The 24,889-nt window shown below is 68.3% G+C and carries 30 protein-coding genes; 13 read left to right on the top strand and 17 right to left on the bottom strand.

Annotation, left to right across the window (positions count from 1 at the left end):
- Window position 1 precedes the first annotated feature (1 nt).
- From BN3385_RS06245 to BN3385_RS06230, 4 genes are read left to right on the top strand one after another with little or no spacing between them, the layout of a single operon-like run.
- Window positions 2-952, top strand: a complete 951-nt coding sequence (locus BN3385_RS06245) for an SMP-30/gluconolactonase/LRE family protein (protein ID WP_156432597.1) — start codon at window positions 2-4, stop codon at window positions 950-952.
- Window positions 949-1,632: a type 1 glutamine amidotransferase domain-containing protein gene (locus BN3385_RS06240; protein WP_156432596.1), complete on the top strand. Its 684-nt coding sequence runs from the start codon at window positions 949-951 to the stop codon at window positions 1,630-1,632. The genes BN3385_RS06245 and BN3385_RS06240 overlap by 4 nt, the downstream gene beginning before the upstream one ends.
- Before the next feature lie 2 nt (window positions 1,633-1,634).
- Entirely contained in the window at window positions 1,635-1,988 is a 354-nt protein-coding gene (locus tag BN3385_RS06235) for a YciI family protein (RefSeq protein ID WP_059015715.1), read from the top strand.
- A 34-nt stretch (window positions 1,989-2,022) separates the two neighbouring features.
- The gene (locus tag BN3385_RS06230) at window positions 2,023-3,378 is read left to right on the top strand and encodes a hypothetical protein (RefSeq protein WP_059015714.1); all 1,356 of its coding nucleotides are present in this window, start codon (window positions 2,023-2,025) and stop codon (window positions 3,376-3,378) included.
- On the opposite strand, the gene BN3385_RS06225 is transcribed toward BN3385_RS06230, so the two are convergent.
- Genes BN3385_RS06225 through BN3385_RS06205 form a run of 5 tightly spaced genes read right to left on the bottom strand, consistent with a single transcriptional unit; the run spans window position 3,292 to window position 6,844 of the window.
- Complete coding sequence (locus BN3385_RS06225; RefSeq protein WP_059015713.1) at window positions 3,292-3,771, bottom strand: hypothetical protein; 480 nt, start codon at window positions 3,769-3,771, stop codon at window positions 3,292-3,294. The genes BN3385_RS06230 and BN3385_RS06225 overlap by 87 nt on opposite strands.
- Window positions 3,768-4,904 (bottom strand): molybdopterin-dependent oxidoreductase, encoded by a 1,137-nt coding sequence (locus BN3385_RS06220; RefSeq protein WP_059015712.1) that lies wholly within the window; start codon window positions 4,902-4,904, stop codon window positions 3,768-3,770. The genes BN3385_RS06225 and BN3385_RS06220 overlap by 4 nt, the downstream gene beginning before the upstream one ends.
- Window positions 4,901-5,527 (bottom strand): methyltransferase domain-containing protein, encoded by a 627-nt coding sequence (locus BN3385_RS06215; RefSeq protein WP_059015711.1) that lies wholly within the window; start codon window positions 5,525-5,527, stop codon window positions 4,901-4,903. Before BN3385_RS06215 ends, BN3385_RS06220 begins: the two co-directional genes overlap by 4 nt.
- Window position 5,528: 1 nt before the next feature.
- The gene (locus BN3385_RS06210) at window positions 5,529-6,191 is read right to left on the bottom strand and encodes a TIGR04282 family arsenosugar biosynthesis glycosyltransferase (protein WP_059015710.1); all 663 of its coding nucleotides are present in this window, start codon (window positions 6,189-6,191) and stop codon (window positions 5,529-5,531) included.
- Window positions 6,188-6,844: a glycosyltransferase family 2 protein gene (locus BN3385_RS06205; protein WP_059015709.1), complete on the bottom strand. Its 657-nt coding sequence runs from the start codon at window positions 6,842-6,844 to the stop codon at window positions 6,188-6,190. The genes BN3385_RS06210 and BN3385_RS06205 overlap by 4 nt, the downstream gene beginning before the upstream one ends.
- 88 nt (window positions 6,845-6,932) lie before the next feature.
- On the opposite strand from BN3385_RS06205, the gene BN3385_RS06200 reads away from it, so the two are divergent.
- The 3 genes from BN3385_RS06200 to BN3385_RS06190 are packed head-to-tail and all read left to right on the top strand — an operon-like array spanning window position 6,933 to window position 9,289.
- Entirely contained in the window at window positions 6,933-7,637 is a 705-nt protein-coding gene (locus BN3385_RS06200) for a response regulator transcription factor (protein ID WP_059015708.1), read from the top strand.
- On the top strand, window positions 7,618-8,646 hold the full coding sequence (locus BN3385_RS06195; protein WP_502688041.1) for a sensor histidine kinase: 1,029 nt from the start codon (window positions 7,618-7,620) through the stop codon (window positions 8,644-8,646). Before BN3385_RS06200 ends, BN3385_RS06195 begins: the two co-directional genes overlap by 20 nt.
- Window positions 8,647-8,671: 25 nt before the next feature.
- Window positions 8,672-9,289, top strand: a complete 618-nt coding sequence (locus tag BN3385_RS06190; protein WP_059015707.1) for a TIGR03085 family metal-binding protein — start codon at window positions 8,672-8,674, stop codon at window positions 9,287-9,289.
- An 81-nt stretch (window positions 9,290-9,370) separates the two neighbouring features.
- Here BN3385_RS06190 and BN3385_RS06185 read toward each other — a convergent pair whose 3' ends face one another.
- From BN3385_RS06185 to BN3385_RS06175, 3 genes are all read right to left on the bottom strand, one after another.
- Window positions 9,371-10,498, bottom strand: coding sequence for an NAD(P)H-dependent flavin oxidoreductase (locus tag BN3385_RS06185; protein ID WP_059015706.1), 1,128 nt, complete (start codon window positions 10,496-10,498; stop codon window positions 9,371-9,373).
- A 71-nt stretch (window positions 10,499-10,569) separates the two neighbouring features.
- On the bottom strand, window positions 10,570-11,601 hold the full coding sequence (locus tag BN3385_RS06180) for an NAD-dependent epimerase/dehydratase family protein (protein WP_059015705.1): 1,032 nt from the start codon (window positions 11,599-11,601) through the stop codon (window positions 10,570-10,572).
- A complete protein-coding gene (locus BN3385_RS06175; RefSeq protein WP_059015704.1) occupies window positions 11,598-12,374 on the bottom strand; it encodes an S-methyl-5'-thioadenosine phosphorylase in 777 nt (258 codons plus the stop codon). The genes BN3385_RS06180 and BN3385_RS06175 overlap by 4 nt, the downstream gene beginning before the upstream one ends.
- Window positions 12,375-12,416: 42 nt before the next feature.
- On the opposite strand from BN3385_RS06175, the gene BN3385_RS06170 reads away from it, so the two are divergent.
- On the top strand, window positions 12,417-13,286 hold the full coding sequence (locus BN3385_RS06170) for a 1,4-dihydroxy-2-naphthoate polyprenyltransferase (protein WP_059016454.1): 870 nt from the start codon (window positions 12,417-12,419) through the stop codon (window positions 13,284-13,286).
- Window positions 13,287-13,370: 84 nt separating this feature from the next.
- Here the strand turns inward: BN3385_RS06170 and BN3385_RS06165 are convergent, their stop codons facing one another.
- Window positions 13,371-13,682 (bottom strand): DUF4229 domain-containing protein, encoded by a 312-nt coding sequence (locus tag BN3385_RS06165; RefSeq protein WP_059015703.1) that lies wholly within the window; start codon window positions 13,680-13,682, stop codon window positions 13,371-13,373.
- Between the two features lie 47 nt (window positions 13,683-13,729).
- On the opposite strand from BN3385_RS06165, the gene BN3385_RS28530 reads away from it, so the two are divergent.
- The gene (locus BN3385_RS28530; RefSeq protein WP_197415132.1) at window positions 13,730-13,903 is read left to right on the top strand and encodes a hypothetical protein; all 174 of its coding nucleotides are present in this window, start codon (window positions 13,730-13,732) and stop codon (window positions 13,901-13,903) included.
- On the opposite strand, the gene BN3385_RS06160 is transcribed toward BN3385_RS28530, so the two are convergent.
- The 7 genes from BN3385_RS06160 to hemL form a co-directional block, all read right to left on the bottom strand.
- Window positions 13,900-15,042: a MinD/ParA family ATP-binding protein gene (locus BN3385_RS06160; protein ID WP_502688053.1), complete on the bottom strand. Its 1,143-nt coding sequence runs from the start codon at window positions 15,040-15,042 to the stop codon at window positions 13,900-13,902. The two genes, BN3385_RS28530 and BN3385_RS06160, sit on opposite strands and share 4 nt — an antisense overlap.
- A 112-nt stretch (window positions 15,043-15,154) precedes the next feature.
- A complete protein-coding gene (gene ccsB / locus BN3385_RS06155) occupies window positions 15,155-16,129 on the bottom strand; it encodes a c-type cytochrome biogenesis protein CcsB (RefSeq protein ID WP_059015702.1) in 975 nt (324 codons plus the stop codon).
- A 2-nt stretch (window positions 16,130-16,131) separates the two neighbouring features.
- Window positions 16,132-17,649: a cytochrome c biogenesis protein ResB gene (locus BN3385_RS06150; RefSeq protein WP_231748643.1), complete on the bottom strand. Its 1,518-nt coding sequence runs from the start codon at window positions 17,647-17,649 to the stop codon at window positions 16,132-16,134.
- Window positions 17,650-17,759: 110 nt separating this feature from the next.
- Window positions 17,760-18,539: a cytochrome c biogenesis CcdA family protein gene (locus BN3385_RS06145; RefSeq protein ID WP_059015701.1), complete on the bottom strand. Its 780-nt coding sequence runs from the start codon at window positions 18,537-18,539 to the stop codon at window positions 17,760-17,762.
- Window positions 18,536-19,138, bottom strand: coding sequence for a TlpA disulfide reductase family protein (locus BN3385_RS06140; protein WP_059015700.1), 603 nt, complete (start codon window positions 19,136-19,138; stop codon window positions 18,536-18,538). The genes BN3385_RS06145 and BN3385_RS06140 overlap by 4 nt, the downstream gene beginning before the upstream one ends.
- Window positions 19,135-19,743, bottom strand: coding sequence for a histidine phosphatase family protein (locus tag BN3385_RS06135; protein ID WP_059015699.1), 609 nt, complete (start codon window positions 19,741-19,743; stop codon window positions 19,135-19,137). Before BN3385_RS06135 ends, BN3385_RS06140 begins: the two co-directional genes overlap by 4 nt.
- Window positions 19,740-21,056 (bottom strand): glutamate-1-semialdehyde 2,1-aminomutase, encoded by a 1,317-nt coding sequence (gene hemL / locus BN3385_RS06130; protein WP_059015698.1) that lies wholly within the window; start codon window positions 21,054-21,056, stop codon window positions 19,740-19,742. Before hemL ends, BN3385_RS06135 begins: the two co-directional genes overlap by 4 nt.
- Window positions 21,057-21,146: 90 nt before the next feature.
- Here hemL and BN3385_RS06125 point away from each other — a divergent pair, with 90 nt between their 5' ends.
- The 4 genes from BN3385_RS06125 (at window position 21,147) to BN3385_RS06110 (ending at window position 24,402) form a co-directional block, all read left to right on the top strand.
- Window positions 21,147-21,452: a FeoA family protein gene (locus BN3385_RS06125; RefSeq protein WP_197415131.1), complete on the top strand. Its 306-nt coding sequence runs from the start codon at window positions 21,147-21,149 to the stop codon at window positions 21,450-21,452.
- Window positions 21,449-23,401 carry a ferrous iron transporter B gene (gene feoB, locus BN3385_RS06120; RefSeq protein ID WP_059015696.1) on the top strand — a complete coding sequence of 651 codons (1,953 nt, stop codon included), beginning with the start codon at window positions 21,449-21,451 and terminating at the stop codon, window positions 23,399-23,401. Before BN3385_RS06125 ends, feoB begins: the two co-directional genes overlap by 4 nt.
- Window positions 23,398-23,940: a NifU family protein gene (locus BN3385_RS06115; RefSeq protein WP_197415130.1), complete on the top strand. Its 543-nt coding sequence runs from the start codon at window positions 23,398-23,400 to the stop codon at window positions 23,938-23,940. Before feoB ends, BN3385_RS06115 begins: the two co-directional genes overlap by 4 nt.
- Window positions 23,941-24,018: 78 nt before the next feature.
- Window positions 24,019-24,402, top strand: coding sequence for a nitroreductase family deazaflavin-dependent oxidoreductase (locus BN3385_RS06110; RefSeq protein ID WP_059016451.1), 384 nt, complete (start codon window positions 24,019-24,021; stop codon window positions 24,400-24,402).
- On the opposite strand, the gene BN3385_RS06105 is transcribed toward BN3385_RS06110, so the two are convergent.
- Window positions 24,386-24,868 carry a pyridoxamine 5'-phosphate oxidase family protein gene (locus BN3385_RS06105; RefSeq protein ID WP_059015694.1) on the bottom strand — a complete coding sequence of 161 codons (483 nt, stop codon included), beginning with the start codon at window positions 24,866-24,868 and terminating at the stop codon, window positions 24,386-24,388. The two genes, BN3385_RS06110 and BN3385_RS06105, sit on opposite strands and share 17 nt — an antisense overlap.
- Window positions 24,869-24,889 lie beyond the last annotated feature (21 nt).

The raw sequence follows: 24,889 nt of genomic DNA, 5'->3' as shown, positions 1-24,889 counted from the left end.
GATGAACGCAGGAGCGATGGTCGGCCAACCCGGTGAACATGACCAGGCAGCCTTTGACCCGGTTGAACATCAGGTGATCACTACCTGGCCGGTAGGCACCTTCGTGGAGAACATCGCGCTTCTTCCGAGCGGTGATTTCGCTGTGACAGTGCACAATCGGCACGAGGTGCACCGGGTGAGCATCGACGGCGAGCGCCATCTCTGGGCCCCGATGCCCACGGCGCCGGCCGGTGTGATCGCCGGATCCGACGGCGTGTTCGTGGTGGGCGGCGAGCCGGGACAAGGACCTCACCATCTTTACCACGTCGCCGATTCCGGGGCGGTGTCCGAGATCGCGGCGATCCCGGACACGCTTTTCCTCAACGGGTTCACCCCCGGCCCGGCCGGCTTCGGCTATGCCGTCGACTCCATTGCCGGCACGGTGATCGCGATCGAATTCGAGACCGGCGCATCCCAGGTAGTGATCGCCGACGAGCGTTTGCAGAAGATCTCGCCGGAACCGATGTTGCCCGGGGCCAACGGAATCAAGGCAGCGGACGGTGCGCTGATCGTCACGAACACCGACCGGACCATGGTGCTCTCGGTCCCGGTCGACAGTGCCGGATGGCCGACCGGAACTGTAGAGGTCATCGCAGAGCGGCTGCGCGGGGATGACCTGGCGGTGGCCACAGATGGAAACCTGTTCATCGCCAACCACATTCACAACACCGTGATCCGATTGAATCCGACGACCGGCGATCGGGTCGCGGTGGCAGGACCCGACCAGGGAATGCCCGGCTCCACGGCGTGTACCTTCGGGCCACCTAAGTGGGCCAGCAGCCTGTTCGTCACGACGACGGGAGGAATCGTGATGCCGTGGAACGGCGTGGTCGAGGAGGCCAAGCTGGTCCGCCTCGACGTTGGGACCACCGGTCGCCACCTAGGGTTCCCCGCACCCCAGGAGAGCCGGTGACCGACAAGAGGCATCGAATCCTGATGATCGTCACCAACCACGGCGATATCGACGGTCGTCCCACCACGGGTGTCTGGTTCTCCGAGTTCGCCGAACCGTACGCGGCTCTCACGCTCGCCGGTGCGGACGTGATCGTCGCCAGCCCGCACGGCGGACCAGCACCCGTCGACCCTCGCGGGTATCCGAGCCGCGACCAGATCGCCGACGTCCGCGATGCACTGGCCGCCCTGAACGCCACCGTGCGCCTGGACTCGATCCACATCGACGACGTCGACGGCATATTCGTCCCCGGCGGGCATGGCCCGATGTTCGATCTGGCAAGCGATCCCGGCACCAAACAGGTGATCGCGGCAGCGTGGGAGCAGGGCAAGCCCGTTGCGGCGGTGTGTCACGGTCCCGCGGCGCTGCTGGAGGTCGCGCTCAGTGACGGTTCGACGCTGCTACACCGCCGCCGGGTCACCGGCTTCACCCATGGCGAAGATGCCGCCGACGCGCTTTTCGAACATATGCCGTTCTCCTTGCAGGACAGAATGATTGCCGAAGGAGCCGACTTCGTCGAGCAGTCGCCCGGTACCGTCCACGTCGAGACGGATGGCTTGTTGGTGACCGGCCAGAACCCCGCGTCGGCGTCTGCGACGGCGGAAGCATTCCTGGCTGTTCTCCGGACCGGAGTGCGCTGACCATGCCCCGCTACCTCCTGGAATGCGTCATCTCCCTTGACCGCCTCGAGACCATGGCTGCCGCGCGCGCAGCGCATTACGAGTTCCTGATCGCCAATCAGTACCGCATTCTCTTCGGTGGCCCCGCCCGGTTGAGGAGCGACGGCCCGCCGCAGAGCATGGTCATGGTGATCGAAGCGGCCAGCGAAGATGCCGCAATCGAGTTCATCAGTTCTGAGCCCTACAACCGGTTGGGCGCCTTCTCGTCGGTGAGTGTGCGCTGCTGGACTCAGGTCATCCCCGAACCCAGCCCGGGAACACTGCAAAGCACGCTGGAATCCGAACAACGACGCCAATCCGGCCAGACACCGTCGTGACCTGAGCCCCGCCCGGTCCGTACTCTGAATACTTGTGAGCATCGGGCGCAAGGAAGCGATTGCAGTCAGCGTCGGCATGCTCCTGGTGGTGGCAGCCTTCGTCGTCCCCCACCTGAACCTCGGCATCGTCACTCCGCTGATCAACAGCACGCCCGAGCAGATCAACAGCTTCGCGCAGACCGCCCCGATCTTCGGTTGGTGGAATGCACATGTCGGCTGGGGCACGGTTCCAGCCATCCTGATCGGCCTTGCCGCCGTGATCTGGGGCAGCTCGATTGCCCAGCGACTGTCCTGGCGCGCACTGACATTCACGGTCTGGGCAACCTCGTTCGCCTGGGCGTTCGCGCTGGCCATGATCGACGGCTGGCAGCGCGGCTTCGCCGGCCGGCTCACCGCCCGCCACGAGTATCTGCGTCAGGTGCCGACGATCACCGACATTCCGGAGGCCGTGCGTACCTTCTCCAGCAGAATCCTGGATTTCCAGCCGAATTCGTGGATCACCCACGTCTCAGGCCATCCCCCGGGCGCGCTGCTGACGTTCGTCTGGCTCGACCGCATCGGGCTCGGCGGTGGGGCGTGGGCCGGGTTGTGGTGCGTCCTGATCGGCTCGTCGGCGGCCGCAGCGGTGATCGTCGCGGTGCGTGCGCTCAGTGACGAAGCCACGGCACGGCTTGCGGCGCCGTTCGTGGCGGTGGCCCCTACCGCCATCTGGATCGCCGTGTCGGCCGACGGGTACTTCGCCGGTGTTGCCGCGTGGGGTATCGCGTTGCTGGCGTTGGCCGTTCGCCAGCGTGTGCGCTATCCGTGGGTTGCCGCGGCCGGGGCGGGTCTCCTGCTCGGCTGGGGCATCTTCCTGAACTACGGCCTGGGACTGATGGCGCTGCCCGCGGTGGCCGTGCTGATCTGCGCCGCCGACTGGCGCACCGCTGTTCGGACCCTGGTTCCGGCTGTGCTGGCCGCACTGGCGATCGTCGCGGTGTTCGCGGTCGCCGGGTTCTGGTGGTTCGACGGCTACACCCTTGTCCAGCAACGCTACTGGCAAGGTATCGCCACGAATCGGCCGTTCCAGTACTGGGGCTGGGCCAACTTCGCCTCGGTGGTGTGCGCCGTCGGCCTGGGCACCGTCGCGGGTATCGGCCGGGTGTTCGACATCGCCGCGATCAAGCGACGTTCGGGCCTGCACATGCTGGTGCTCGCGGCGTTGGCGGCGATCGTGTTCGCCGATCTGTCCATGCTGTCGAAGGCCGAGACCGAACGGATCTGGTTGCCGTTCGAGGTGTGGCTGACGGCCGCGGGCGCGCTGTTACCCGCCCGCACCCACCGGTGGTGGTTGAGTCTCAACGTCATCGGAGCCCTGCTGCTGAACCACCTGATCCTGACGAACTGGTAGCAGCCGGTCACCGACGAGGTACAGCAGCGCCGCACCCCACACCACCGCAAGCGCGATCCAGAACCCCGCCTGATAGTTGCGGTCCAGCACGGTCAAGTTGTCCAGATGCTGTCCAGGCTTGGAGTAGACCGGAATGGCCAAGGCGACCAGCACCACCGTCAAGAGTCCGGCCACCAGAACCGGCGTCCACCACTTGTGCGGGAGTAGTCGCCGGCCGGCAAAGCCGAGCGCCAGGCAGAGCGGCGCGAACACCGCGTCGTGTAGGAGCACACCGATCAGCGACCATGCCACGATGCGGATGATCACCTCAGTGGAGTTGTCCCACAACAGCACTGCACCGTAGACACCGACAGCCAGGCCTGCCAGCAGTAACAGCCCCCTGATCGCGGTCACTGGACCACCTCGATCCGGGTCAGCCATTTCGTTTGCAGCACACCGGGTCGCGTCGGGGCGATCAGACGACACGGATACCCGTGGTCGAGATCCAAGGTCTCACCGTTGAGCTTCAGCGCGATCAGCGTCATCGAGTCACGGGCATGGCGAGCCGGAAGCACGGTGCGCGAGTAGGGACCCGGCCGCTCCAGCGAGATCATCCGGACATCCGAATCAGGTTGACCACCCACCGCTTTCACCAGATCGGCAAGAACCACACCGGTCCAGTCTGCAGTGGCGCTCCATCCCTCGACGCACGCGATCGGCAGCCGGTGCGTGGTCTGCGGCATGGCGGCCAGTTCGTCCAGCGAGAAGGCTTTGGTGGTCGCCCCGTTGACGACAGTCAGCCGATAGTCCGGCGACTGCGCAGGTCGGATCACCCCGGCCGCCCACGCCGTCCGGTTCACCGGAACGCCCTGCGGCCCGTTGCCGGACCGCGGCGCCAGCAGGCTGACATGCCGAAGCCACGAAACCGTCTGCCCCGCAGTGAGAACCGTCGCAGCCCCGACCGCAAGCCAGGTTCCGCCCAGCACGGCCCGGCGACTCGGACCGCGGTGCGGCATCAGTTCACCGGTGGGGATGTCATCGAGTGGTTCGCCCAGTGCACGCCGGATGACCGGCAGCTTCACCGCGATGTGCACCAGCACCGCACCCGCGGCGACGTAGGCCATCGCGTAATGGCTGGTGGTGAAGAAGAACTTGAAGGCATACCACTGCGCGATGTTCATGACGCCGGTGGACAGCTGAAACAGCATGGAGCCCACCAGAACCAGGATCGAGGCGCGCTCCAGCTGCCGGGTCAGCCCACCGATGATGGGGCGCTCGAACAGCTTCGGGTACACCGACCACAGCTTGACCACCAGAAGCGGGATCGCGGCGATCCCGGCGATCACGTGCAGGCCCTGGGTGAACTGGTAAAGCCACACCGGGCGGGTGGGCCAGAAGAACCACGGCTGCGGATGCTGGATGAAATGGCTGACCAGGCCGGTGATGAAGCAGATGGTCACGGCGATACCGAGTGCGACCCCCACCCGGGCCGTCACCGCGGTGCCACGCAAGGAGTACTTGGTGGCGGTGGTCGACTCCGCCGTCATGACAGCGCGAGTGTAGCCACGACGCGGTTGCCGATTGGGTGAATCGACGCCAAGGCCAGCCCGACCTCATCGGCCAGCGCGGCCGCACAATCGATCCCCACCGCCGCCCACCGGAACCACGGGCCGATACTGCGCGAGGATTCCAGCCGCACCCAACTGGCACGAACCCCGGCGACCGCGGGATCGAATTCGACCACGCAGTGCCCCCCGCGCGACATCAGCTCGGCAGCCCGGCGCAGTACCCGCCGCGGGTCGCCGGCCAGCCCGACGTTGCCGTCGGCCAACAGCACTGTGCGCCAACGGCCGGTGGCCGGTAGCGGGTCGAACACGTCGCGCAGCAGCGCCGGGGCGCCGTTGCGCCGGGCCAGCCGGACGGCCGTCTCGGACTGGTCGACTCCGAGCGCCGGTATGCCGCGCCGAACCAGGTGAGCCACCAGACGTCCTGGGCCACAACCCAAATCGATGGTCGGGCCGTCGCAGAGGTCGACCACCGCGGTGTCGAACGTCTGATCCGAGCTGTGCCCGAACCAGCTGTGCACCGGCAACCGATGCAGCCTGCCGTCGTCATGGCGGAGCCAACACCGCTCGCCGTCGAGCGCACGGTCGTAGAGCTGTCCTAACACGTCATACCTCTCGCGTGACATGCGCGAACCGGCTTGTTGACCGGCAGGCCGCGCGGACCGACGGGATGTCGCCGACGGTGTCGACGTCGTGCAGCTCCTCGACGAGCGTCACGTCGATCCCTGTGTGCCGGAGCGCGCGAAGCGTTACAGCGCCCGTGTCGTCCTGCGACATCGGGACGTCGCGCAGGCATTCGGCAGTAGCCGGGTCGGACACTCCGAGCACCCACCAGCCGCCGTCGCGGGCCATCCCGAGCAGCGCCGGTGTCGCTTCCAGCGTCCGCGCGCACGCGGTGAGCAGCTCGGCACTGACCTGAGGGGTGTCCATGCCGATCTGCAGCACCGGTCGCCCGGCGGCCGCGTCGGCATGGGCATTGACCAGCCGGTCGACGAAGTCATCCCCGCGCTGGTCGATCACGGTGAACGAGCGCAGCCGCTCCCGGATCTCTGCCGGGCGGCAGGCCTGGTCGAGATCGCCGGTCATGGCGACCACCCGGTGCGCCACCGGTGTTGCGGCCACCGCGTCGAGCGTGTCCAGCAGCGCCGCTGCGGCAATGTCGGCGGCAGCCTCCGGACCCAGCGTCGCCGCCAGTCGTGTCTTGGCCAGGCCTGGCACCGGAGCTTTGGCCACCACGAGAAGAGTCACCGGGATCGCGGGCTGCGTCACGAGATGACCTTCCAAAAGTCGAGCGCTGCAGTGAAGCTCCCCCGCACCGACCCGCTGACCTTGGACTTCCCTGCGGTGCGGGGGCCGTAGTCGACGTCGACCTCGACCACCCGCCATCCCGCGGCCGCGGCACGGACCAGTAGTTCGAGCGGGTACCCAGAACGGCGGTCCATCACTCCCAGACCCAGGAGCGCGTCGCGTTTCGCCACTCGCATCGGTGCGATGTCGTGCACGGGCAGCGAGTGCCGGGTGCGCAGCCGCCAGCACACCGCAGCCGTTCCCAAGCGCGCATGCCAGGGCCATTTCAGGCCGCGAACCGGCCTGCGCCGGCCGGTCACCATGTCGGCGCCGCGCTCCAGTTCGGCGACCAGGCGCGGCAGGTCGCCGGGGTCGAGTGATCCGTCGCCGTCGAGCACGGCGACCAGTGGCGTCGCGGCGGCCACGACTCCAGCATGAACTGCCGACCCGTAACCCGGCCGCGTTTCGTGAACGACGTCGGCCCCGTGCGCCCTGGCGACGTCCGCGGTGCCGTCGGTGCTGTTGTTGTCAACGACCAGAGCGCGATAACCAGCGGGAATGGCGGCCAGTACGCCAGGAAGTGAGTCGGCCTCGTTGAGGCAAGGCAAAACCACCGTTACCGAACAGTCGGGCATGCTGCCAACCTAGGTGAGCAGTCGCAAGACAGTGACAAAACCATGACGTCGCTGCAGGTGGGGGCCTTTTGCCGCTACCCTCGGTTACATGACGGCCAGGGTTCTGATCGCCGACGATGACACCGTCGTGCGCGACGTGGTGCGTCGTTATCTGGAGCGCGACGGACTGGAAGTCACGGTTGCGGGCGACGGAAGCGAGGCGCTTCGGGTGCTGGGCACCCAACGTATCGACGTCGCCGTTCTCGACGTGATGATGCCCGGCCCCAATGGCCTGTCGCTGTGCCGGACGCTGCGCCAGGGCGGGGACTACAGCGTCCCGGTGATCCTGCTGACCGCCCTCGGCGAGGAGGACGATCGGATCGCCGGGCTCGAGGCCGGGGCCGACGACTATCTGACCAAGCCGTTCAGTCCTCGCGAGCTGGCTCTGCGGGTGCGCTCGGTCCTGCGCCGGGCCCCGTCCCCCGCTGCCGCGCTGCCGCTGGAGATCACCGTGGGCGATCTGACGGTGTCGACGGCGTCGCGCTCGGTGTCCATCAACGGCAAGCCGGTGGGGCTGACCAACCGTGAGTTCGATCTGCTGCTGTTCTTCCTGACCCACACCGACACGGTGTTCTCCCGCGAGGAGCTCCTGCAGAAGGTGTGGCGCTGGGACTTCGGTGACCTCTCCACGGTCACGGTGCACGTCAAGCGGCTGCGCTCCAAGCTCGGCGAACACCACCGCGTACAAACGGTCTGGGGCCGTGGGTACTTGTGGCGGGGTGAAGCCGGCGGCGGTGATCGTGCCACCGCCTGATATCGCGGAAATTATCCTACTGGCGCTGGCGTGTTCACTGCCGGTGGTGGTGCTCGGCTGGTTGATCATCCGGCTGGCCAGGTCTTGGTCGATGACCGTGACGATGGTGGCGCTGGTGCTGATCCCGGTGCTGGCGACACTGACCGGTGTGCTGGGCGCCAGCGGCTTCATGATCACCGATACGTTCGCCCGCACCGCCGTGGTGCTCGGCATCGTGGCCGTGGTGACCGTTCCCTCTGCCGTCATGCTGGCGCGCTATCAGGCTCGACGAACCGTGTGGGAGCAGGAGATTCGCGATGCCGAGCGGGCTGCCGAGCAGTCCCGGCGTCGGCTGGTCGCCTTCGTCAGCCATGATCTGCGCACGCCACTGGCCGGGATTCGCGCGCTGGCCGAGGCGATCGCCGATGGCGTGGTGAGCGACGACGAGGTCCAGGTACAGGCCAAACACATTGAGCAGGAGTCGATCCGGCTCTCGGAAATGGTCGACGACCTCTTCGAGATGTCCAAGATCAACGCCGGGGCGGTGTATGCGCCCTACGAGAAGGTGGCGTTGGACGAAGTCGTCGACGACGTGCTCTCGGCGCACCGGATGGCCGCCGAGCGGGCCGGGGTGCATCTGGAGGTGTCCGTGCCGCCCAAGCCGGTCCGGGTGGTCGGCAGCGACCGGGCTCTGGTCCGCGTGCTGTCGAACCTGGTGGCGAACGCCATTGCCCACACCCCCACGGGCGGGTCGGTGAAGCTGGCGGTCGGCTCAGATACCAAGGGCGCCTGGGCGCGCGTCGACGACACCGGGGTCGGCATCAACGAAGCCGACCTGCCCAGGGTGTTCGACATCGCCTACCGCGGCTCCAACGGCCGGGTGGCGCGCACCGATCCGTCACTGCCGAGCGGTTCCGGGCTCGGGCTGGCGATCGCGGCAGGTTTGGTGCAGGCCCACCGCGGCACCCTGTCGGCGCACAACCTGCCCACCGGGGCGCGCTTCGAGGTACGCCTTCCCCTGGCCGACTAACCTGTGAAGGTGAAGGGAGGCACCGTTGTCTGTTGCCCGTCGTGAACGAGCTGCTCTTGTCGAAAGCCTGCGCAGTGTGGGGCCTGATGCGCCCACGCTGTGTGAGGGGTGGACGGCCCGAGATCTTGCTGCCCACTTGGTGATTCGGGAGTACCGGCTGGACGCGGCGCCGGGCATTCTGATCCCGGCCTTCGCCAGCCACACCGCCAAGGTGCAAGACGAGGTGGCCCGTGGCGACTGGAACGCGCTGCTGGACAAGATCGCCGCCGGGCCGCCACTGTATTCGCCGCTGAAGGCACTCGATGCGGTGGCCAACGCGGCCGAGATGTTCATCCACACCGAGGATGTGCGCCGGGCCCAGCCGGACTGGACTCCGCGCCCGCCGGACCCGGAGCTGGCCGCCAAGCTGCGCCGCACCCTGTCGATGACGGCCAAGATGACGTTGGCCAAGATCCCGGCCAAGCTGGAACTGCGCACCCCGGACGGTGAGACGGTGCTGACGGCGGGCAGCGGCCCGACCGTGACGGTCACCGGGCCGGTCGAGGAACTGGTGCTGTTCGCCTCCGGGCGCGTCGCCCGGGTGGAGTACGGCGGGGACGACGCGGCGGTGCAAGCCGTGCGCGACGCCCCGAAGAGCTTCTAGGCCTTCCGAAGCAGCAGCGACAGTAACCTCACGGCGGTCCAGAGCCCTTCTGACCGCCGTGAGGTTACTGTCGCGGATCGGTTAGTCCTCCAGTGAGCGGGACAGCCGCTCGGCGGCGTTGACGTAGTCCTCGATGAACTCCAGCACTACCTCGCGGGCCGGCTTGACCTTGTTCATCAGCCCGACACCCTGACCGACGAAGTAGGTGGCCAGCTGCTGCGCGCCGGGATGTCCGTTCTCGGCCAGCTTGTCGATACGGCGTAGCACCGGCTCGGCGATCATCGACTGCAGCGGCAGTGGAAGGGGTTGGCGGCCGCCCTGATTCGGCAACCACGCATCGGTCCAGTCCGAGCGCAGCTGGCGCGACGGCTTGCCGGTGCGGCCCGCTGAGCGAATCGTGTCCCGGGAGGAGGCCGCCAAGAACTTCTGCACGGTGTGCGGGGCGGTCTCGGCCTCCTCGGTGGTCAGCCACACCGACCCGGTCCAGGCGCCGGCCGCGCCGAGGGCGACCGAGGCCGCCATCTGCCGTCCGGTCACGATGCCACCGGCAGCCAGCACGGGCACCGGCTTGCCGATGGCCTCGATCGCCTCGATGACTTCGGGGATGAGCACCAGTGTGGTGACCTCGCCGCAGTGGCCGCCGGCTTCGGTGCCCTGCGCAATGAGCAGGTCCACACCGGCATTGACCTGCTTGATGGCATGCTCCTTGGCGCCCACCAGGGCCGCGACCGGGATGCCGGTCCGCTTGCCAGCGTCGATCATGTAGTCCGGTGGCACACCGAGGGCGTTGGCCATCAACTTGATCGGGTGGTTCAGCGCCACCTCGAGCAGGCTCGCGCCGGTGTCCCCCGACAGCGACGACGCTGCGATGCGTGGCTTCTCGTCGGCCTCGATACCGTGGGCAGCCAGCAGGCCGTCGATGAAACTGCGGTAGTCCTCCGGGATGCGGTCGGCGAGTTGGCCGACGCTCAGGTTCTCGCCCTTGCCCTCGAACTTGGCCGGCACGATGATGTCGACCCCGTACGGCTTGCCCTTGACCTGCTCGTCGATCCAGGTCAGCTCCTGGTCGAGCTGATCAGGGCGAAACGCGGTACCGCCGAGCACGCCGAAGCCGCCGGCGTTGGTCACCGCGGCGACGACGTCGCGGCAGTGGCTGAACGCAAACAGCGGGAAGTCGATGCCGAACTGGTCGCAGATCTCTGTCTTCACCCGCTCAGTATGCGACACCCTCCGGCATCTACCAACCACCCGGTTGGTCAGCGCATACTCGGCGCGCGGCGTTACGCCCGCAGTGGCGCGAAAGCAAACTCCTGCAGCCCGGCAACCGGACCGATCGCGGCACGGAAGCCGAGCCGCTCACTAGCGCGCGCCGGGTCTGCCACGATGTGGCGGACATCGCCGCTGCGGTACTGCCCGGTGACCACGGGAGCCGGACCCCCTCGGGCCTCGCACAGCCGGGTCGCGACGTCGAGGATCGAAATCGGCTGTCCGGAGCACACATTGGCGGCCAGAAATCCACCCGCCTCGGATCGGATGGCGGCGGCGTTGGCGGCGGCAACATCGTCGACGTGCACGAAATCGCGCATCTGGCCGCCGTCCTCGAAGACCCTGGGCGGCTCACCCTTCTCCAGGGAGGACCGGAAGATCGCTGCCACACCGGAATACGGGGTGTCGCGCGGCATGCCGGGGCCGTACACGTTGTGGTAGCGCAGCGCCACCACCGAACCGCCGGTCGACTCCGCCCACGCCAGCGCGTAGTGCTCCTGGGCGGTCTTGCTGGCGGCGTACAGACTTCGCGGTGTCAGCGGTGCATCCTCGTCGACCAGCTGCCACTGTAGTTCCTCGCCACCGAGCGGGCAGCGGTGCTCGAACACCCCGGCGTCGAGGTCAACCTTGGTGCGCGGCAACGGATCCACCGCACCGTGCTTGGGGCAGGTGTATCCGCCCTGGCCGTACACCACCATGGACGAGGCCAGCACCAGCCGGTTGATCCCCGCCCGGTACATCTCGGCCAGCAGCACGGCGGTGCCGTAATCGTTGTGGGTCGCATACGACGGGGCATCGGCGGCGTTCACCCCGGCGCCCACGACAGCAGCCTGGTGACAGACGGCGTCGACCCCAACCAGCAACGGCGCCAACGCATCCGCATCGCGCACATCGATACGGTGACAGCTGTCCGGCAGCTCGGCGCCGGCTCCGTGCGCGGCGTCGAGCAGGACGTCGGTCGCCACCACCTCGTGCCCGTCGGCCAGCAGCGCGGCCCACACCCGGCTGCCGATGAAACCGGCTGCGCCGGTGAGCAGAACCCTCACGGCAGGTCGAAGGGCAGCTCGACACCTTCGTGGGCCAGGCAGTGGGTGCAGACCCGTTCGGAGGCCACCTGATCGATCGCCTCGTGCACCAGCTTCTTGAACGGCACCAGGTTCTTCTCGAACTCGGCGAAGACGTCGACCGCCCGCACCCCGGCCCCGACGTCGATCCCGGCGTCGAGATCGGTCACCAAAGCGATTGCGGCGTAGCACATCTCCAGCTCGCGGGCCAGCACCGCCTCGGGATAGCCGGTCATGTTGATCAGGGTGAAGCCCTGGCGGGCGAACCACTGGCTTTCCGCACGAGTGGAGAACCGGGGGCCCTGCACCACCACCATGGTGCCGCCGTCGATCACGCCGGGCAGGTCGGTGGCGGCGGCGCGCAGCGTCGGGCAGTACGGGTCGGCGAAGCCGACATGGATGCCGCCGGAATCGAAGTAGGTGTCGGCGCGGCCGCGGGTGCGGTCGACGAGCTGGTCGGGGACGACGATCGAACCGGGCCCCAGATCGCGGGTCAGGCTGCCGACCGCGCACGGCCCGAACACCCGTCGCACCCCGAGGGCACGCAGCGCCCACATGTTGGCGCGGTAGGGCACCGTGTGCGGCGAGAACTCGTGGCTCAGACCGTGCCGCGGCAGGAACGCGACCTCGTGCTCCCCCACCCGGCCCACGGTGATCGGCGCACTGGGTTCGCCGTAGGGGGTGTCCAGGTTGACGCTGCGGGCGTCGGCACCGAAGAAGCTGTAGAAGCCGCTGCCGCCGATGACTCCGATCATCCGACCATTGTGGGCCATTCGCTGCGTGCGACGATGTCGGGCATGGCAAGCGTTGCGCAGTGGATCGAGGGGGCCAGGCCGCGGACCCTGCCCAACGCGATCGCCCCGGTGATCGCCGGCACCGGTGCGGCGGCGTGGCTGCACGAGGCTGTCTGGTGGAAGGCCCTGCTGGCGCTGGCCGTTTCGATGGCGCTGATCGTCGGCGTCAACTACGCCAACGACTACTCCGACGGCATCCGCGGCACCGACGACGTGCGCTCGGGGCCGCTGCGGTTGGTCGGGTCCAGGCTTGCCACCCCGCGCGCGGTGCTCACCGCCGCCGTGGTGAGCCTCACCGTCGGTGCGGTCGCCGGGCTGGCCCTGGCGATCCTCAGCGCACCGTGGCTGATCGCGGTCGGGGCGGTGTGTATCGCCGGCGCGTGGCTGTACACCGGCGGATCGCGGCCCTACGGCTATGCGGGGCTCGGCGAGGTCGCGGTGTTCGTGTTCTTCGGCCTGGTCGCCGTGCTGGGCACGCAGTACACCCAGGCGCTGCGGATCGACTGGGTCGGTGTCGTGCTGGCGGTGGCCACCGGAGCGTTGTCGTCGGCGGTGCTGGTGGCCAACAACCTGCGCGACATCCCCACCGACACGGTGTCGGGCAAGACCACGCTGGCGGTGCGACTCGGCGACGCCCGGACCCGGGTGCTCTACCAGTCGCTGCTGGGCCTGGCCGGCGTCCTGACCCTGGTATTGATCGCCGCCACGCCGTGGTGCGCGGCCGGCCTGGTCGCCACGCCGCTGGCGGTGCGGGCCGCCGGCCCGGTGCGCCGGGGCCTGGGCGGCCGGGAGTTGATCCCGGTGCTGCGCGACACCGGCCTGACGATGCTGGTGTGGTCAATCGCGGTGGCTGTGGCGCTGGCCCTCGGCTAGCCGCCAGTCGCGCATCGATTCTGCGCTCAGGGCGTCGAAACGGGCCTCAAGCCCGCCCTCACCGCAGAATCGATTCCGGCCCCGCTAGTTGTCGGGCTTGTCCCCGCGCAGCCGGGCGCGCAACTGCTCGCGGTCGGTGCGGCGCCGTTCGTCGACCTGCGCGATGCTCGCGGTGGCGCGCTTGCGCAGCGGGGCCAGCACCCAGATACCCAACGGCAGGGCGATGACGATCGCGAACAGCATCGCGATCACGAGCGGGAACTGATGAACGCCGATCAGCTGCGCGAAGTAATAGATCACAGCGGTCAGGGCGACCACCAAGACGAGCCTCGCCAGCGTGTACACGACGACGTCGCGGACCATGCGGCCCGTAGAGCCGCCCGAATTGTCTGACACGGCGCCGAGCCTACCGACGCGCGTATATTCGGACCAAGGAGGTTGTCGTGCTGTACCTGCTGCTCGCCCTGATCATCGCCGCGGTGGTCTACGTCGGTTGGCGCGCTGTGCGCGCGCAGGCGAACCGCCCGACAACGCGTGTCATCGGTCCCGACGACGACCCGGACTTCCTGTGGCGCCTGAGCCGCGGGGACAACAACAACCCGAACAACCCGCGTTAGGCGAACCGCTCGTCATGGTTGGTGGCGGGAAAACCGTCAGCCACCACCGCCGCCAGTTCGATCAGTGCCGTGCGGGTCTTGGGCCGCAGCCGCTCCAGATCGATTTCGGCGCCCTCTTCCAGGTGCGGGTCGAACGGCACCAGGCGCACCGCCCGGCAGCGCCGCGAGAAATGGTCGACGACCTTCTGCATGTCAACCTTGCCGGAGCGCGGTCGCACCGCATTGATCACACACACCGACCGGCGCACCAGGTCCTGATGGCCGTGGGCGTCCAGCCAGTCCAGGGTGGCCGAGGCGCTGCGCGCGCCGTCCACCGAACCTGAACTCACCACGATCAGGGTGTCGGCCTTGGACAGCACCGACGCCATCGCCGAGTGCATCAGCCCGGTGCCGCAGTCGGTGAGCACCAGGCTGTAGAAGCGCTCCAGGACGTCCACGGCCCGGTCGTAATCCTCGGCGCTGAACGCCTGCGACACCGCGGGATCGCTCTCCGAGGCCAGCACCTCCAGCCGGCTCGGCCCCTGCGAGGTGTAGCTGCGGACATCGCTGTAGCGCTCGATGCCCTCGGCGTCGCGCAGCAGGTGGCGCACCGTGGCCGGGGTTTCCAGCGGCACCTTCTGGCTCAGCGTGCCGCGATCCGGGTTGGCGTCCACCGCGATCACCCGGTCACCGCGGATGGAGGCGAACGTGCCGCCCAGCGTCGCGGTGATCGTGGTCTTGCCGACGCCACCCTTCAGCGACAGCAGCGCGATCTTGTAGCAGCCCTGCAGCGGACGGTTCACCTGGGCGACGAGGTTCTTGTTCTGCGCGTCGCGTGGGCTCTCGCCGACGTTGATGAGCTTGCCCGAGGCCAGGTACAGCAGCCGGCGCCAGCCCGAGGACGGCGGCGGCTTGACCTGGCGCAGCAGTGCGCTGGTCGACAGGTCCGGGTACGGCGTCGGCGGCACGCTCGGCCGGTACGACGGCACCGGCGGCACCTCGTTGACGTAGGAGTTGTAGTACGGCGCCGCTGCCGGGATCGGGTCGAGCGGAATACCGATCGGCGGCGTCGCCGTCACCCAGTCGGGCTCCGGCTGGGCAGCCGACGTGGCGGGATCAGAGAACCGCTGAACGCGGAACACCGTTGTCGCATCAGTCAATTCGCGGTCCGGACGCGGACCATGTTGATCGGACACGTGCACTTCCCCCTGACTTTCGTTTCGGGTCGAGTGATTCTCGTGCAGTACTTCCAAACCCTAGCGCAGGGCGGGATCAGCTCACTCCGGCATACGAGTGCAGGCCGACGGTGACCAGGTTGATGAAGAACAGGTTGAACACCATCGCGACGAAGCCGACCACGTTGATCCAGGCGGCCTTCTTGTCGCGCCAACCAGCCGTCGAGCGGGCATGCAGGTAGGCGGCGTAGACCACCCACGCGATGAACGACACCGTCTCCTTGGGGTCCCAGCCCCAGTACCGGCCCCAGGCCTCTTCGGCCCAGATTGCGCCGAAGATCACACCGAAGCCGAAGATCGGGAACGCGAAGATCGTGGTCCGGTAGGCGATGCGGTCCAGGGTCTGGGCGTCGGGCAGTTTGGCGACGATCCGAGCGAGGCCACCGTCAGCGTCAGGTTCGCCGAAGCGCGACATCCTCAGCAGGAACAGGATGCTGGCCACACCGGCGACCAGGAACACCCCGGAGCCCAGGCTCACCACCGAGACATGGATCGGCAGCCAGTAGGACTGCAGCGCGGGCATGACGGGTGCGGCGTTGGTGTAGAGCCACTTGCCGGACACCGTCAGCAGGATCAGCACCGGGACGAGCACGAACACCCACAGCGCGCGGTACTGCGGCTTGCGCAGCACCACCGCGGCGGCGACCAGTCCGCAGAAGCTGGTCAGGTTGATGAACTCGTACATGTTGCCCCAGGGCGCGCGGGTGGTGGCCAGACCACGCAGCACGATGCAGGCGAACAGCAGCGCGATACCGACGTACACCAGGGCCAGGCCGGCCTTACCGACACGTTCGTCGGTGGACAGCTTGGGGGTGTCGACGACGACGCCGGGCCGGTCGCTGTCGGCGGTCACCGCCGCCCCAACCAGCTCACGGGCCTCCACCTTGCGGCCGCGGCTGTAGGCCAGCTCGACCGCCAGCAGCAGCAGCGCGCCGACGAGCACGACGATCGACGAGGTGAACGCCCAGTCGGAGTACCGGGCCAGGCCGATGTCGATATGTTCGGTATTCACGATCAGACCTTCTCTTTCGACGGCGCCGGGTCCGTCAACAACCGCTCCGTGAGCTTTTCGAACTCGTTGCCCCAGCCGGAGTTGTCGGTGCGGGCCAGACCGCCTAGCTCGACCTTTACCGTACCGGGCGCCCCTGCGTGAGGTTCAATCCTGGCCCACACCCGCCGGCGCCGCACGATCAGCGACACCAGCAGGCCAGCCATCATCGACATCGCGAACACCAGCACCCACACCTGGCCCGGGTCGTGGGACACCTGCAGGTTGACGAACGGGGTGGCGCTGTCGAAGCGCACCACGGTGCCGTCGTCGAGCCGCACCTCTTCGCCCTGGCGCAGGTTGACGCGCTTGACCTTGGTGAGCCGCTTCTGCTCGAGCAGCCGGTGGTCGAGGGTGAACAGTGACTGCGGACGTCCGGTGTCCAGCCCGGTGTCACCCCGGTAGATGTCGATGGCAACCGCGGGGTCGTTGAGTGCGGGGTAGCTCGAGGAGAGCAGGGTGCCGTCGAACTCGGCGGTGGGGGCGAACAGGCCCATGATCGCCAGCTGGTGCTTGCGCCGCTCGGTGGCATCGGGGTACATCCCGCCGGGCGGGTCCACCCGGATCACCCCGGAGGACAGCAGCGTGCGCGGATCATCAGGCCGCCACTGCAGGGTCTGGGTGCGCTTCTGCCCGTTGGGGAACGTGACGGTGAACGTCGGTGCGTAGCCGTGGCCCTGCAGGTAGACCCGGTCACCGCCGATGCGCAACGGATGGTTGACCTCGAGGCGGTACGGCTGCCAGGTGTTGGTGACCAGATCCTGGCCGGCCTGGTACTCGATGTTCGACGCGAACGAGGTGGCCTGCCCGCCGGGGAGATAGCGCGCCTGGAAGTCGTTGACCTTGATGCACATCGGGTACAGCGAGGTGCCGTCGACGTTGTTACCCGCGCGGAACGAGTCGAACGCGGCCGGCGATGCCGAGCAGAAGCCCGGGCCGCCGTTGGCGATGACGATGACGTTGCCCTCGTAACCGAAGAGCTTGCCCACCGCGATGGCGACCAGCAGACCGAGCAGCGAGAAGTGGAAGACGATGTTGCCGAACTCGCGCAGGTAGCCCTTCTCAGCTGAGATCTCTGCGACCTCGCCGTCTTGGCGGGTGACGCGCCGCCAGCCGGTGAGCCGCCCGCTGATGGACTCGGCGACGGACTCCGGGGTGCCGGTGAGATCGGCCTCGGCGAACTTCGGTAGCCGGGACAGGTTGCGCGGGGCGGGAACCGGGGTGGAGCGCAGGGTTCGGGCGTGTTCGATCATTCGCGGCGTGAGGCAGCCGACCAGCGAGATGAACAGCAGCACGTAGATGGAGGTGAACCAGAAGCTGGAGAACACCTCGAAGAACTGCAGCCGGTTCAGCCAGGGTCCGATGACGGTGTGGTCGGCGATGTACTGCTCGACCTTGGCGTCGTTGAGGCTGCGCTGCGGCAGCAGTGCACCGGGGACGGCGGCCAGTGCGAGCAGAAACAGCAGCACCAGCGCGGTGCCCATCGAAGTCAGCGCGCGCCAACCAGCCCGCGCCCACCGCGCGAGCAGACGCAAAATCGCACTCGGAGAGCCCGTTTTGTGCGAGTTTGCGTCTGCTCGCGGGGAGGTAAGGGTCATATCGGCAGCCTCACGTCGGAGACGAACGCATCGCGCACCCAGGAGATGAAGTCGTTCCACAATCCGGTCACCAGGGCCAGGCCGACGGCGATCAGCAGCAGGCCGCCGAAGATCTGGATGGCCCGGGTATGGCGGCGCAGCCACCCGAATCCGTTGACCGCCCAGCCTGATCCGAGCGCCAGCAGGACGAACGGGATACCCAGGCCCAGGCAGTAGGCGATCACCAGCGCCACCCCGCGGGCCACATTGGCGCCGTCGGTGGCCGAGGCGACGGTGATCACACCGGTCAGCGTGGGCCCCAGGCACGGCGTCCAACCCAGGCCGAACACCGCACCCAGCAGTGGGGCGCCGGCCAGGCCGGCCAGCCGGCGCGGGGTGAACCGGGCCTGACGCTGCAGGGCGGGCACGAAACCGATGAACACCAGGCCCATCAGAATCGTCAGCACACCGCCGACCCGTTGCAGCAGAATCTGATTGGTGATCAGTGTGGTCGTCATGCCGAGCACGGCGACGGTCCCCAGCACGAACACGGCGGTGAAACCGGCGACGAACAGCAGGGCCGACCCGGCGACCCGCCAGCGCTGGGTTTTGATCGCCACCTGACCGGTGGCTGCATCGAGGTCGTCGACTCCGACGACGGCCGCCAGATACGACAGGTAGCCCGGCACCAGCGGCACCACGCACGGCGAGGCGAAGGAGACCAGTCCGGCGAGCACGCAGACACCGAGAGCCAGCAGCAGCGGGCCCGCAGCGGCGGTCTCGGCGAATCCGGTCATGGCGCTGCAGGTTTCGGCGCCGGTTCGGCCGCGAGCCGCTGCACGACGGGCAGCAGATCCTCGGCCAGCAGTTCGCGCAGAAAGACCGCGGCCACCCGGTGTTCGCGATCCAGGACGATCGTCGACGGGATGACGGTGGTCGGGTACTTGCCGCCGAACGCGATCATGGTGCGCATCGCGGGGTCGTAGATGGACGGGAACGTCACCTTGCGGTCGACCACGAAGTCCTGCGGTGCGCTGATGTCATTGTCGCGCACGTCGATACCGAGGAAGGCGACCCCGAGGTCGCGGGTCTGGTTGTAGACCTTCTCCAACTGGGTGATCTCGGACCGGCACGGACCGCACCACTGGCCCCATACGTTGACGACGACGACCTTGCCCTGGAAATCGTTGAGCGAGATCGTCTTCGACGGGTCCATCAGCTCCGGACCCGACAGCGGACCGGGGGTGCCCCGGCTGGCCGGCGGGTCGTAGAAGATGTCGGTCTTACCGCCCGGTGCGACGAACTCGAACGTCCCACCCTGGGCGACGGCGTCGTCACCGGTGGAGCAGCCGGCCAGTACCGCCGCCGCCACCAGGAGGACCGCCAGCCGCTTCACCGCCCGCCGAGCTCCGCGTAGCCCCAGCCGACATACTCGTCGCCGTCGAAGTAGAACGATGTCAGCGACGCCAGGTTGCACAACCGGCGGGTCGGGAAATGATGCAGCGGTTGGTCGTTCATCGCGCGGCGCAGCGTCTCCACCGGCAGCTGGTGGCTGACGCAGACCGCTTCATGGCCGGTGGCCTTGGTCCGGGCCCGGTCCACGGCAGCCTTCATCCGGACCGCGATCTGGTGGTAGGGCTCACCCCAGGACGGCTGACGTGGATTGCGCAGGTGCCACCAGTTGCGCGGGTCGCGCAGGGCGCCGTCACCAGGGGAGACCTTCTCGCCCTGGAACACGTTGAGCGACTCGATGAGTTCGGCGTCGACGTCGACATCCAGGCCGTGGTGGGCGGCGATCGGGGCGGCGGTCTCCTGGGCGCGCTCCAGCGGTGAGGCCACCACATAGACGATGTCGCGGCTGGCCAGCCAGCTGGCCACCGCCTCGGCCTGCGCACGGCCGCGGTCGGACAGGTGGAAGTCCGGCAGGCGGCCGTAGAGGATGCCCTGCGGGTTGTAGACCTCGCCGTGACGCATGACGTGCACGGTGGTCCGGTCTGTCATTGCTTGGCCTCCGCGGCTGCCCGGGCCGCGGCAGGCAGGGCCGCGGCAATCCGATCGAAGGCGTCGTCATCCAGAACTGCAGAGACGAACCAGGTTTCGAAGGCGCTCGGCGGGGCGTACACCCCGCCGGCCAGCAGGGCGTGGAAGAACGCGGGGAAGCGCCAGGTCTCGCTGGCCCGTGCCGAGGCGAAGTCGGTGACCGGCTCCTCGGCGAAGAACACCGACAGGAAGCTGCCCGCCCGGGCTACCTGGTGGGTGACACCGGCATCGGTGAGCGCCTCGGTGAGCAGGGCGGCCAGCCGGTCGGCGTTGGCGTTGAGTTTCGCGTACACCGCGTCGTCGGCATTGCGCAGCGTCGCCAGCCCGGCGGCCACCGCCACCGGGTTCCCCGACAGCGTGCCGGCCTGGTACACCGGCCCGAGCGGAGCCAGGCGTTCCATCACGTCGCGGCGGCCACCAAACGCGGCGGCCGGTAGCCCACCGCTCATCACCTTGCCGAAGGTGAACAGGTCCGCGTCCACGGGATCGACTCCGTACCAACCACTTCGGCTGATCCGGAAGCCGGTCATCACCTCGTCGATGATCAGCAGCGACCCATGCTCAGCGGTGATCCGGCGCAGCGCGGCGTTGTATCCGGGCAGCGGTGCGACCGCACCCATGTTGCCCGGGCTGGCTTCGGTGATCACCGCGGCGATGGTGTCCCCGAACTTGGCGAACGACTCTTCCACCGCAGCAATATCGTTGTAGGGCAACACGATCGTATCCGCGGCGGTGGCGCCGGTGACACCCGGCGAGGACGGCAGGCCCAGCGTGGCCACCCCGGAGCCGGCGTCGGCCAGCAGCGCATCGACGTGACCGTGATAGCAGCCGGAGAACTTGATCACCTTCGAGCGGCCGGTGAACCCGCGGGCCAGCCGCACCGCACTCATGGTGGCCTCGGTGCCGGAGTTCACCAGCCGCACCCGCTCGACCGGTGCCACCCGTGCCACGATCTCGGCGGCCAGGTCGGTCTCCCCCGGTGTCGGGGCCCCGAACGACAGCCCGTTGGCCGCCGTCCGTTGCACCGCCTCCACGACGGCCGGGTGCGCATGACCCAGGATCATCGGACCCCAGGAGCACACCAGGTCGACATAGCGGTTGCCGTCGGCGTCGGTCAGCCAGTAGCCGTTGGCCGAGGTGATGTAGCGCGGCGTGCCGCCCACGGAGTTGAAGGCCCGCACCGGGGAGTTCACCCCGCCGGGAATGACCTCGCAGGCGTCGGCGAACAGCCGCGCCGAGACGGCGGTCGAGGCGGCCTGATCCGTACTGCTCATGGCCACCAGTGTCCCAGCCCGAACATGGTTGTCCACTACAGGGTGTAGTTCCCAGAAACCGCGCAGAGCGGTACGCATATTCTCGTAGCCGTGTCTTCCGTGTCCGACCGCATGAGCCGACGTCAACTGGCGTCGGGCGCTGGGGCGGACAGTGTTGCCACCGTCACTCTCGCCGACCTCGAACGCGGCCAGCGCGCCACCGTCGTGGGCTATGGCGACGAGGTCGCCGCCTCCACCGCCCGCCGGTTCTTCGACCTCGGCATCGTGCCCGGTATCGAGGTCACCATGGTGCGCCGCGCCCCGCTGCGCGATCCGGTGATATTCCGGGTCGGGGACTACGAGATCGCCCTGCGCACCACCCAGTCGCGCTGCATCCACGTGGAACGGGTGAGTTGAGCGGACATCACCACCACGGCGGCGGAACCGCCGAGGCCAACATCGGGCTGACCCGCTTCGCCGTCGTCGGTAGCCCCAACTCGGGCAAGACCACCCTGTTCAACGCGATGACCGGGCTGCACGCCAAGACCGGCAACTATCCGGGCGTCACGGTGGCCCGCTTCGAGGGCCGGATGCGGCTCGGCGAGCAGACCGTCGTCGTCGAGGACCTGCCCGGCACCTACAGCCTGGACCCGATCAGCCCGGACGAGCAGATCGTCGTCGACGTCCTCGACACCGACCACCACAACACCCGCGTCGACGTCCCCGACGCCCTGCTGGTGCTGCTCAACGCCACCACGCTGCGCCGCTCGCTGGGACTGCTGGCCCAGCTGCTGCAGACCGGCCTGCCGGTGTGTGTGGTGCTGACTTTCACCGATGACCTGGCCCGCCGCCGCGGCACGCTGGACGTCACCGCACTGAGCCGGGCGCTCGGTGTTCCCGTGGTGCCGGTGGTCGCCGGGCATCGCGACGGGGTCGAGGCGCTGCGGGCGGCGATGGCCGACCACCAGGCGTGGACCACGCCGGTGGTGCTGCCACCCACCGACACCGCCGAAGTGACCGCGTGGGTGGACTCGGTGTTGGCCGCGGCGGGCTACGAGGTGCCCGACCTGGATCACCGGACGCGGCGCATCGACGCGGTGCTGCTGCACCCGGTGGCCGGCACAGTGATCTTCCTGCTGACGATGTTCGTGTTCTTCCAGACCATCTTCACCGTCGCCGCACCGCTGCAGGACTACGTCGGGCAGTTCTTCGGCTGGCTCGGCGACCTGGTGGCCGCCCACGTCCACGTGTCATGGCTGTCGGCGTTCCTGTCGCAGGCCATCATCGGCGGCGTCGGCAGCGTGCTGGTGTTCGTGCCGCAGATCGTGCTGCTGTTCGTCCTCATCGCGCTGCTGGAAGGCACCGGCTACCTGGCCCGCGCAGCTTTCCTGATGGACCGGGTGATGGCGCGCGCCGGTCTGGAGGGCCGCGCGTTCGTCGCTCTGCTGTCCTCGGTGGCGTGCGCCATCCCGGGGATCATGGCGACCCGCTCGCTACCGTCGGCCAAGGACCGGTTGGCGACGATGATGGGCGCGCCGCTGATGACCTGCTCGGCCCGGTTGCCGGTGTACATCCTGCTGATCAGCATGCTGCTGAGCGCCGACGCCCGGATCGGACCGTTCAGCGCCCGCGGTGTGGTGATGTTCGCGCTGTATCTGCTGGGCGCCCTGTCGGCGATGACGGTGGCCGCGGTATTCAAGCGGTTCACCTCGCGCAGCGGCGCGGCGCTGCCCTTCTACATGGAGATGCCGCCGTATCAGGTGCCGCGACTGAAGACAGTGGCCGCCGAGGTATGGACCGCGGCATCGGCGTTCCTGCGCAAGGTGTCCTCGATCATCCTGGCCACCACGGTCCTGCTGTGGGTGCTGCTGAACCTGCCGCTGCGGCATGACGCCGAGATCGCCGCGGCGGGCGTCGACACCGCGGACTCGGCGGCGGTGTCGGCCTACGTGCTCGACCACTCCTACGGCGCCGCCGTGGGCCGGGCGCTGGAGCCGGTGTTCGCGCCGCTGGGCTTCGACTGGCGGATCAACATCGGGGTGCTGTCCTCGCTGGCGGCGCGGGAGACCTTCGTCGCCACCCTCGGCCAGGTGGCCGCCGCCCAGGATCCCGAGAACCCGGCGGAGTCGCTGCGGCAGATGCGGGTGCAGAGCGGGCCGTCGGAAGGCCGGCTGCTGTTCGACGCGCCGACCATCGCCGCGCTGCTGGTGTTCTTCATGTTCGCGCTGCAGTGCATGTCGACGGTGGGTGTGCTGCGCCGCGAGACCGGCTCGTGGAAGTGGCCGGCGATCGCGTGGGCCTACATGTTCGTGCTGGCGTGGGTGCTGGCGTTCGCGGCGCGGACTGTGGTGGCCGCGCTGTGGTGATCGCGCTGCACGCCGAGCGGGTGACCGGTGAACCGCAGGCGGTGCGTTGGGTGGTCGACACCGACGGGGTGGCTATCGGCCGGGTGCTGTCGGCGCCGGGCGACCTGGGGCAGCTCTTCTCGGAGGGCACGCTGAGCGCGGGCCTGGTGGAGCCCACCGCGGTGTGGCTGTGGCTGCGCGACGGGCTGTCCTGGCGGTCGCAGGGCGCAGCGGTGTCGGCGGCGCTTCGCGAGGCGCTGGTTGAGCCGGATGCGTGGGTGGTCGAGCCCGCGCCCGGCGAGGTTCTCGAGCGGGTGGTCGCCGACCTGCTGGACGGGTCGGTGGGTGACTTCGTGCGCTCGCACGGCGGCTCGGTATCGGCTGAGCGCGACGGCGACGTGGTGAGCATTCACCTCGGCGGGGCGTGTGAGAACTGCCCGGCCGCCGACCACACCCTGCGGGCCCGGCTGATCGGCGAGTTGCAGCGCCGCTGTCCCGAGGTGGTCGAGCTGGATTCCCGCGGTGGCCGGCTGACGCTGAGCCTGGCCCCGACGCATTGAGACCGCAACCAGATCGACTTCGCGGCCGAACTGGTGATCTGAGTGCGGTCTCAACGCGGGTGAGAGTTTGATGGGGTGATGCAACTACCGCAATGGTTGGCTCGGTTCAACCGATATGTGACCAATCCGGTGCAGCGGCTATGGGCAGGGTTCGTCCCGACCATGGGCATTCTCGAACATGTCGGCCGTAAGTCCGGCCGGCAGTTCCGGACACCGCTAACCGTGTTCACCACCGACGAGGGGGTCGCGATCCTGCTGACGTATGGCCCGGACCGCGACTGGCTGAAGAACATCACCACAGCCGGGGGCGGCCGGCTGAAGCGCTATGGCCGCACGTTCGCCGTCGCCGACCCTCGGGTGACGACGAAAGCCGAAGCAGCCCAGCATGTTTCCGGGCTGTGGCGGCCGATCTTCGCTGCCCTGCCGTTCGAGAACGCGGTGCTGCTCAGGCGCGCCAGCTGAGCAGTTCGCCCGACCCTGCGGTCATCACGGTGCCGGGCATGACCCGCAGCAGCCACGGCCGCAGGCGCAAGACCGCGAACTCCTGGGAGGTCGGACCGCCGGACCACTGCGGGATGATCGCCGGGTCGTAGCCCACCGGTGCAGGTGCGTTCGTGAACTTCTCCCAGATCTCCGTGCAGGTGTCGTCATCGAACGCCCACTGCACGTCGCACTCCGCCGTGCAGGTGTCCTGGCTGGGTGCCCAGTAGCTGATCGACGCGTACGGATTGGCTTGGACGTGAGACCTTTTCAGCGGCGTGGGAATGGTGGCGATCCAACCCTGCAGCTGCTCGCCGTCCCACTCCCAGATCGGGTGCAGCACCCGGCTTCGCGGGCGACCAGTGGAATCCACCGTGGCCACCGAGGCCCACACGATGCGGTGGGCCATATCGACAAAAGCCGGCGCGGTGGTGTCGAGAGAGGTCATTCCCGCACCCTACGTCGTCAC

Source organism: Mycobacterium sp. M26 (assembly GCF_001494595.1).
In the GTDB taxonomy this organism is placed as follows: domain Bacteria; phylum Actinomycetota; class Actinomycetes; order Mycobacteriales; family Mycobacteriaceae; genus Mycobacterium.
The sequence above is the reverse complement of the archived record's forward strand: the minus strand, read 5'-3'. Positions and strand labels throughout refer to the sequence as shown.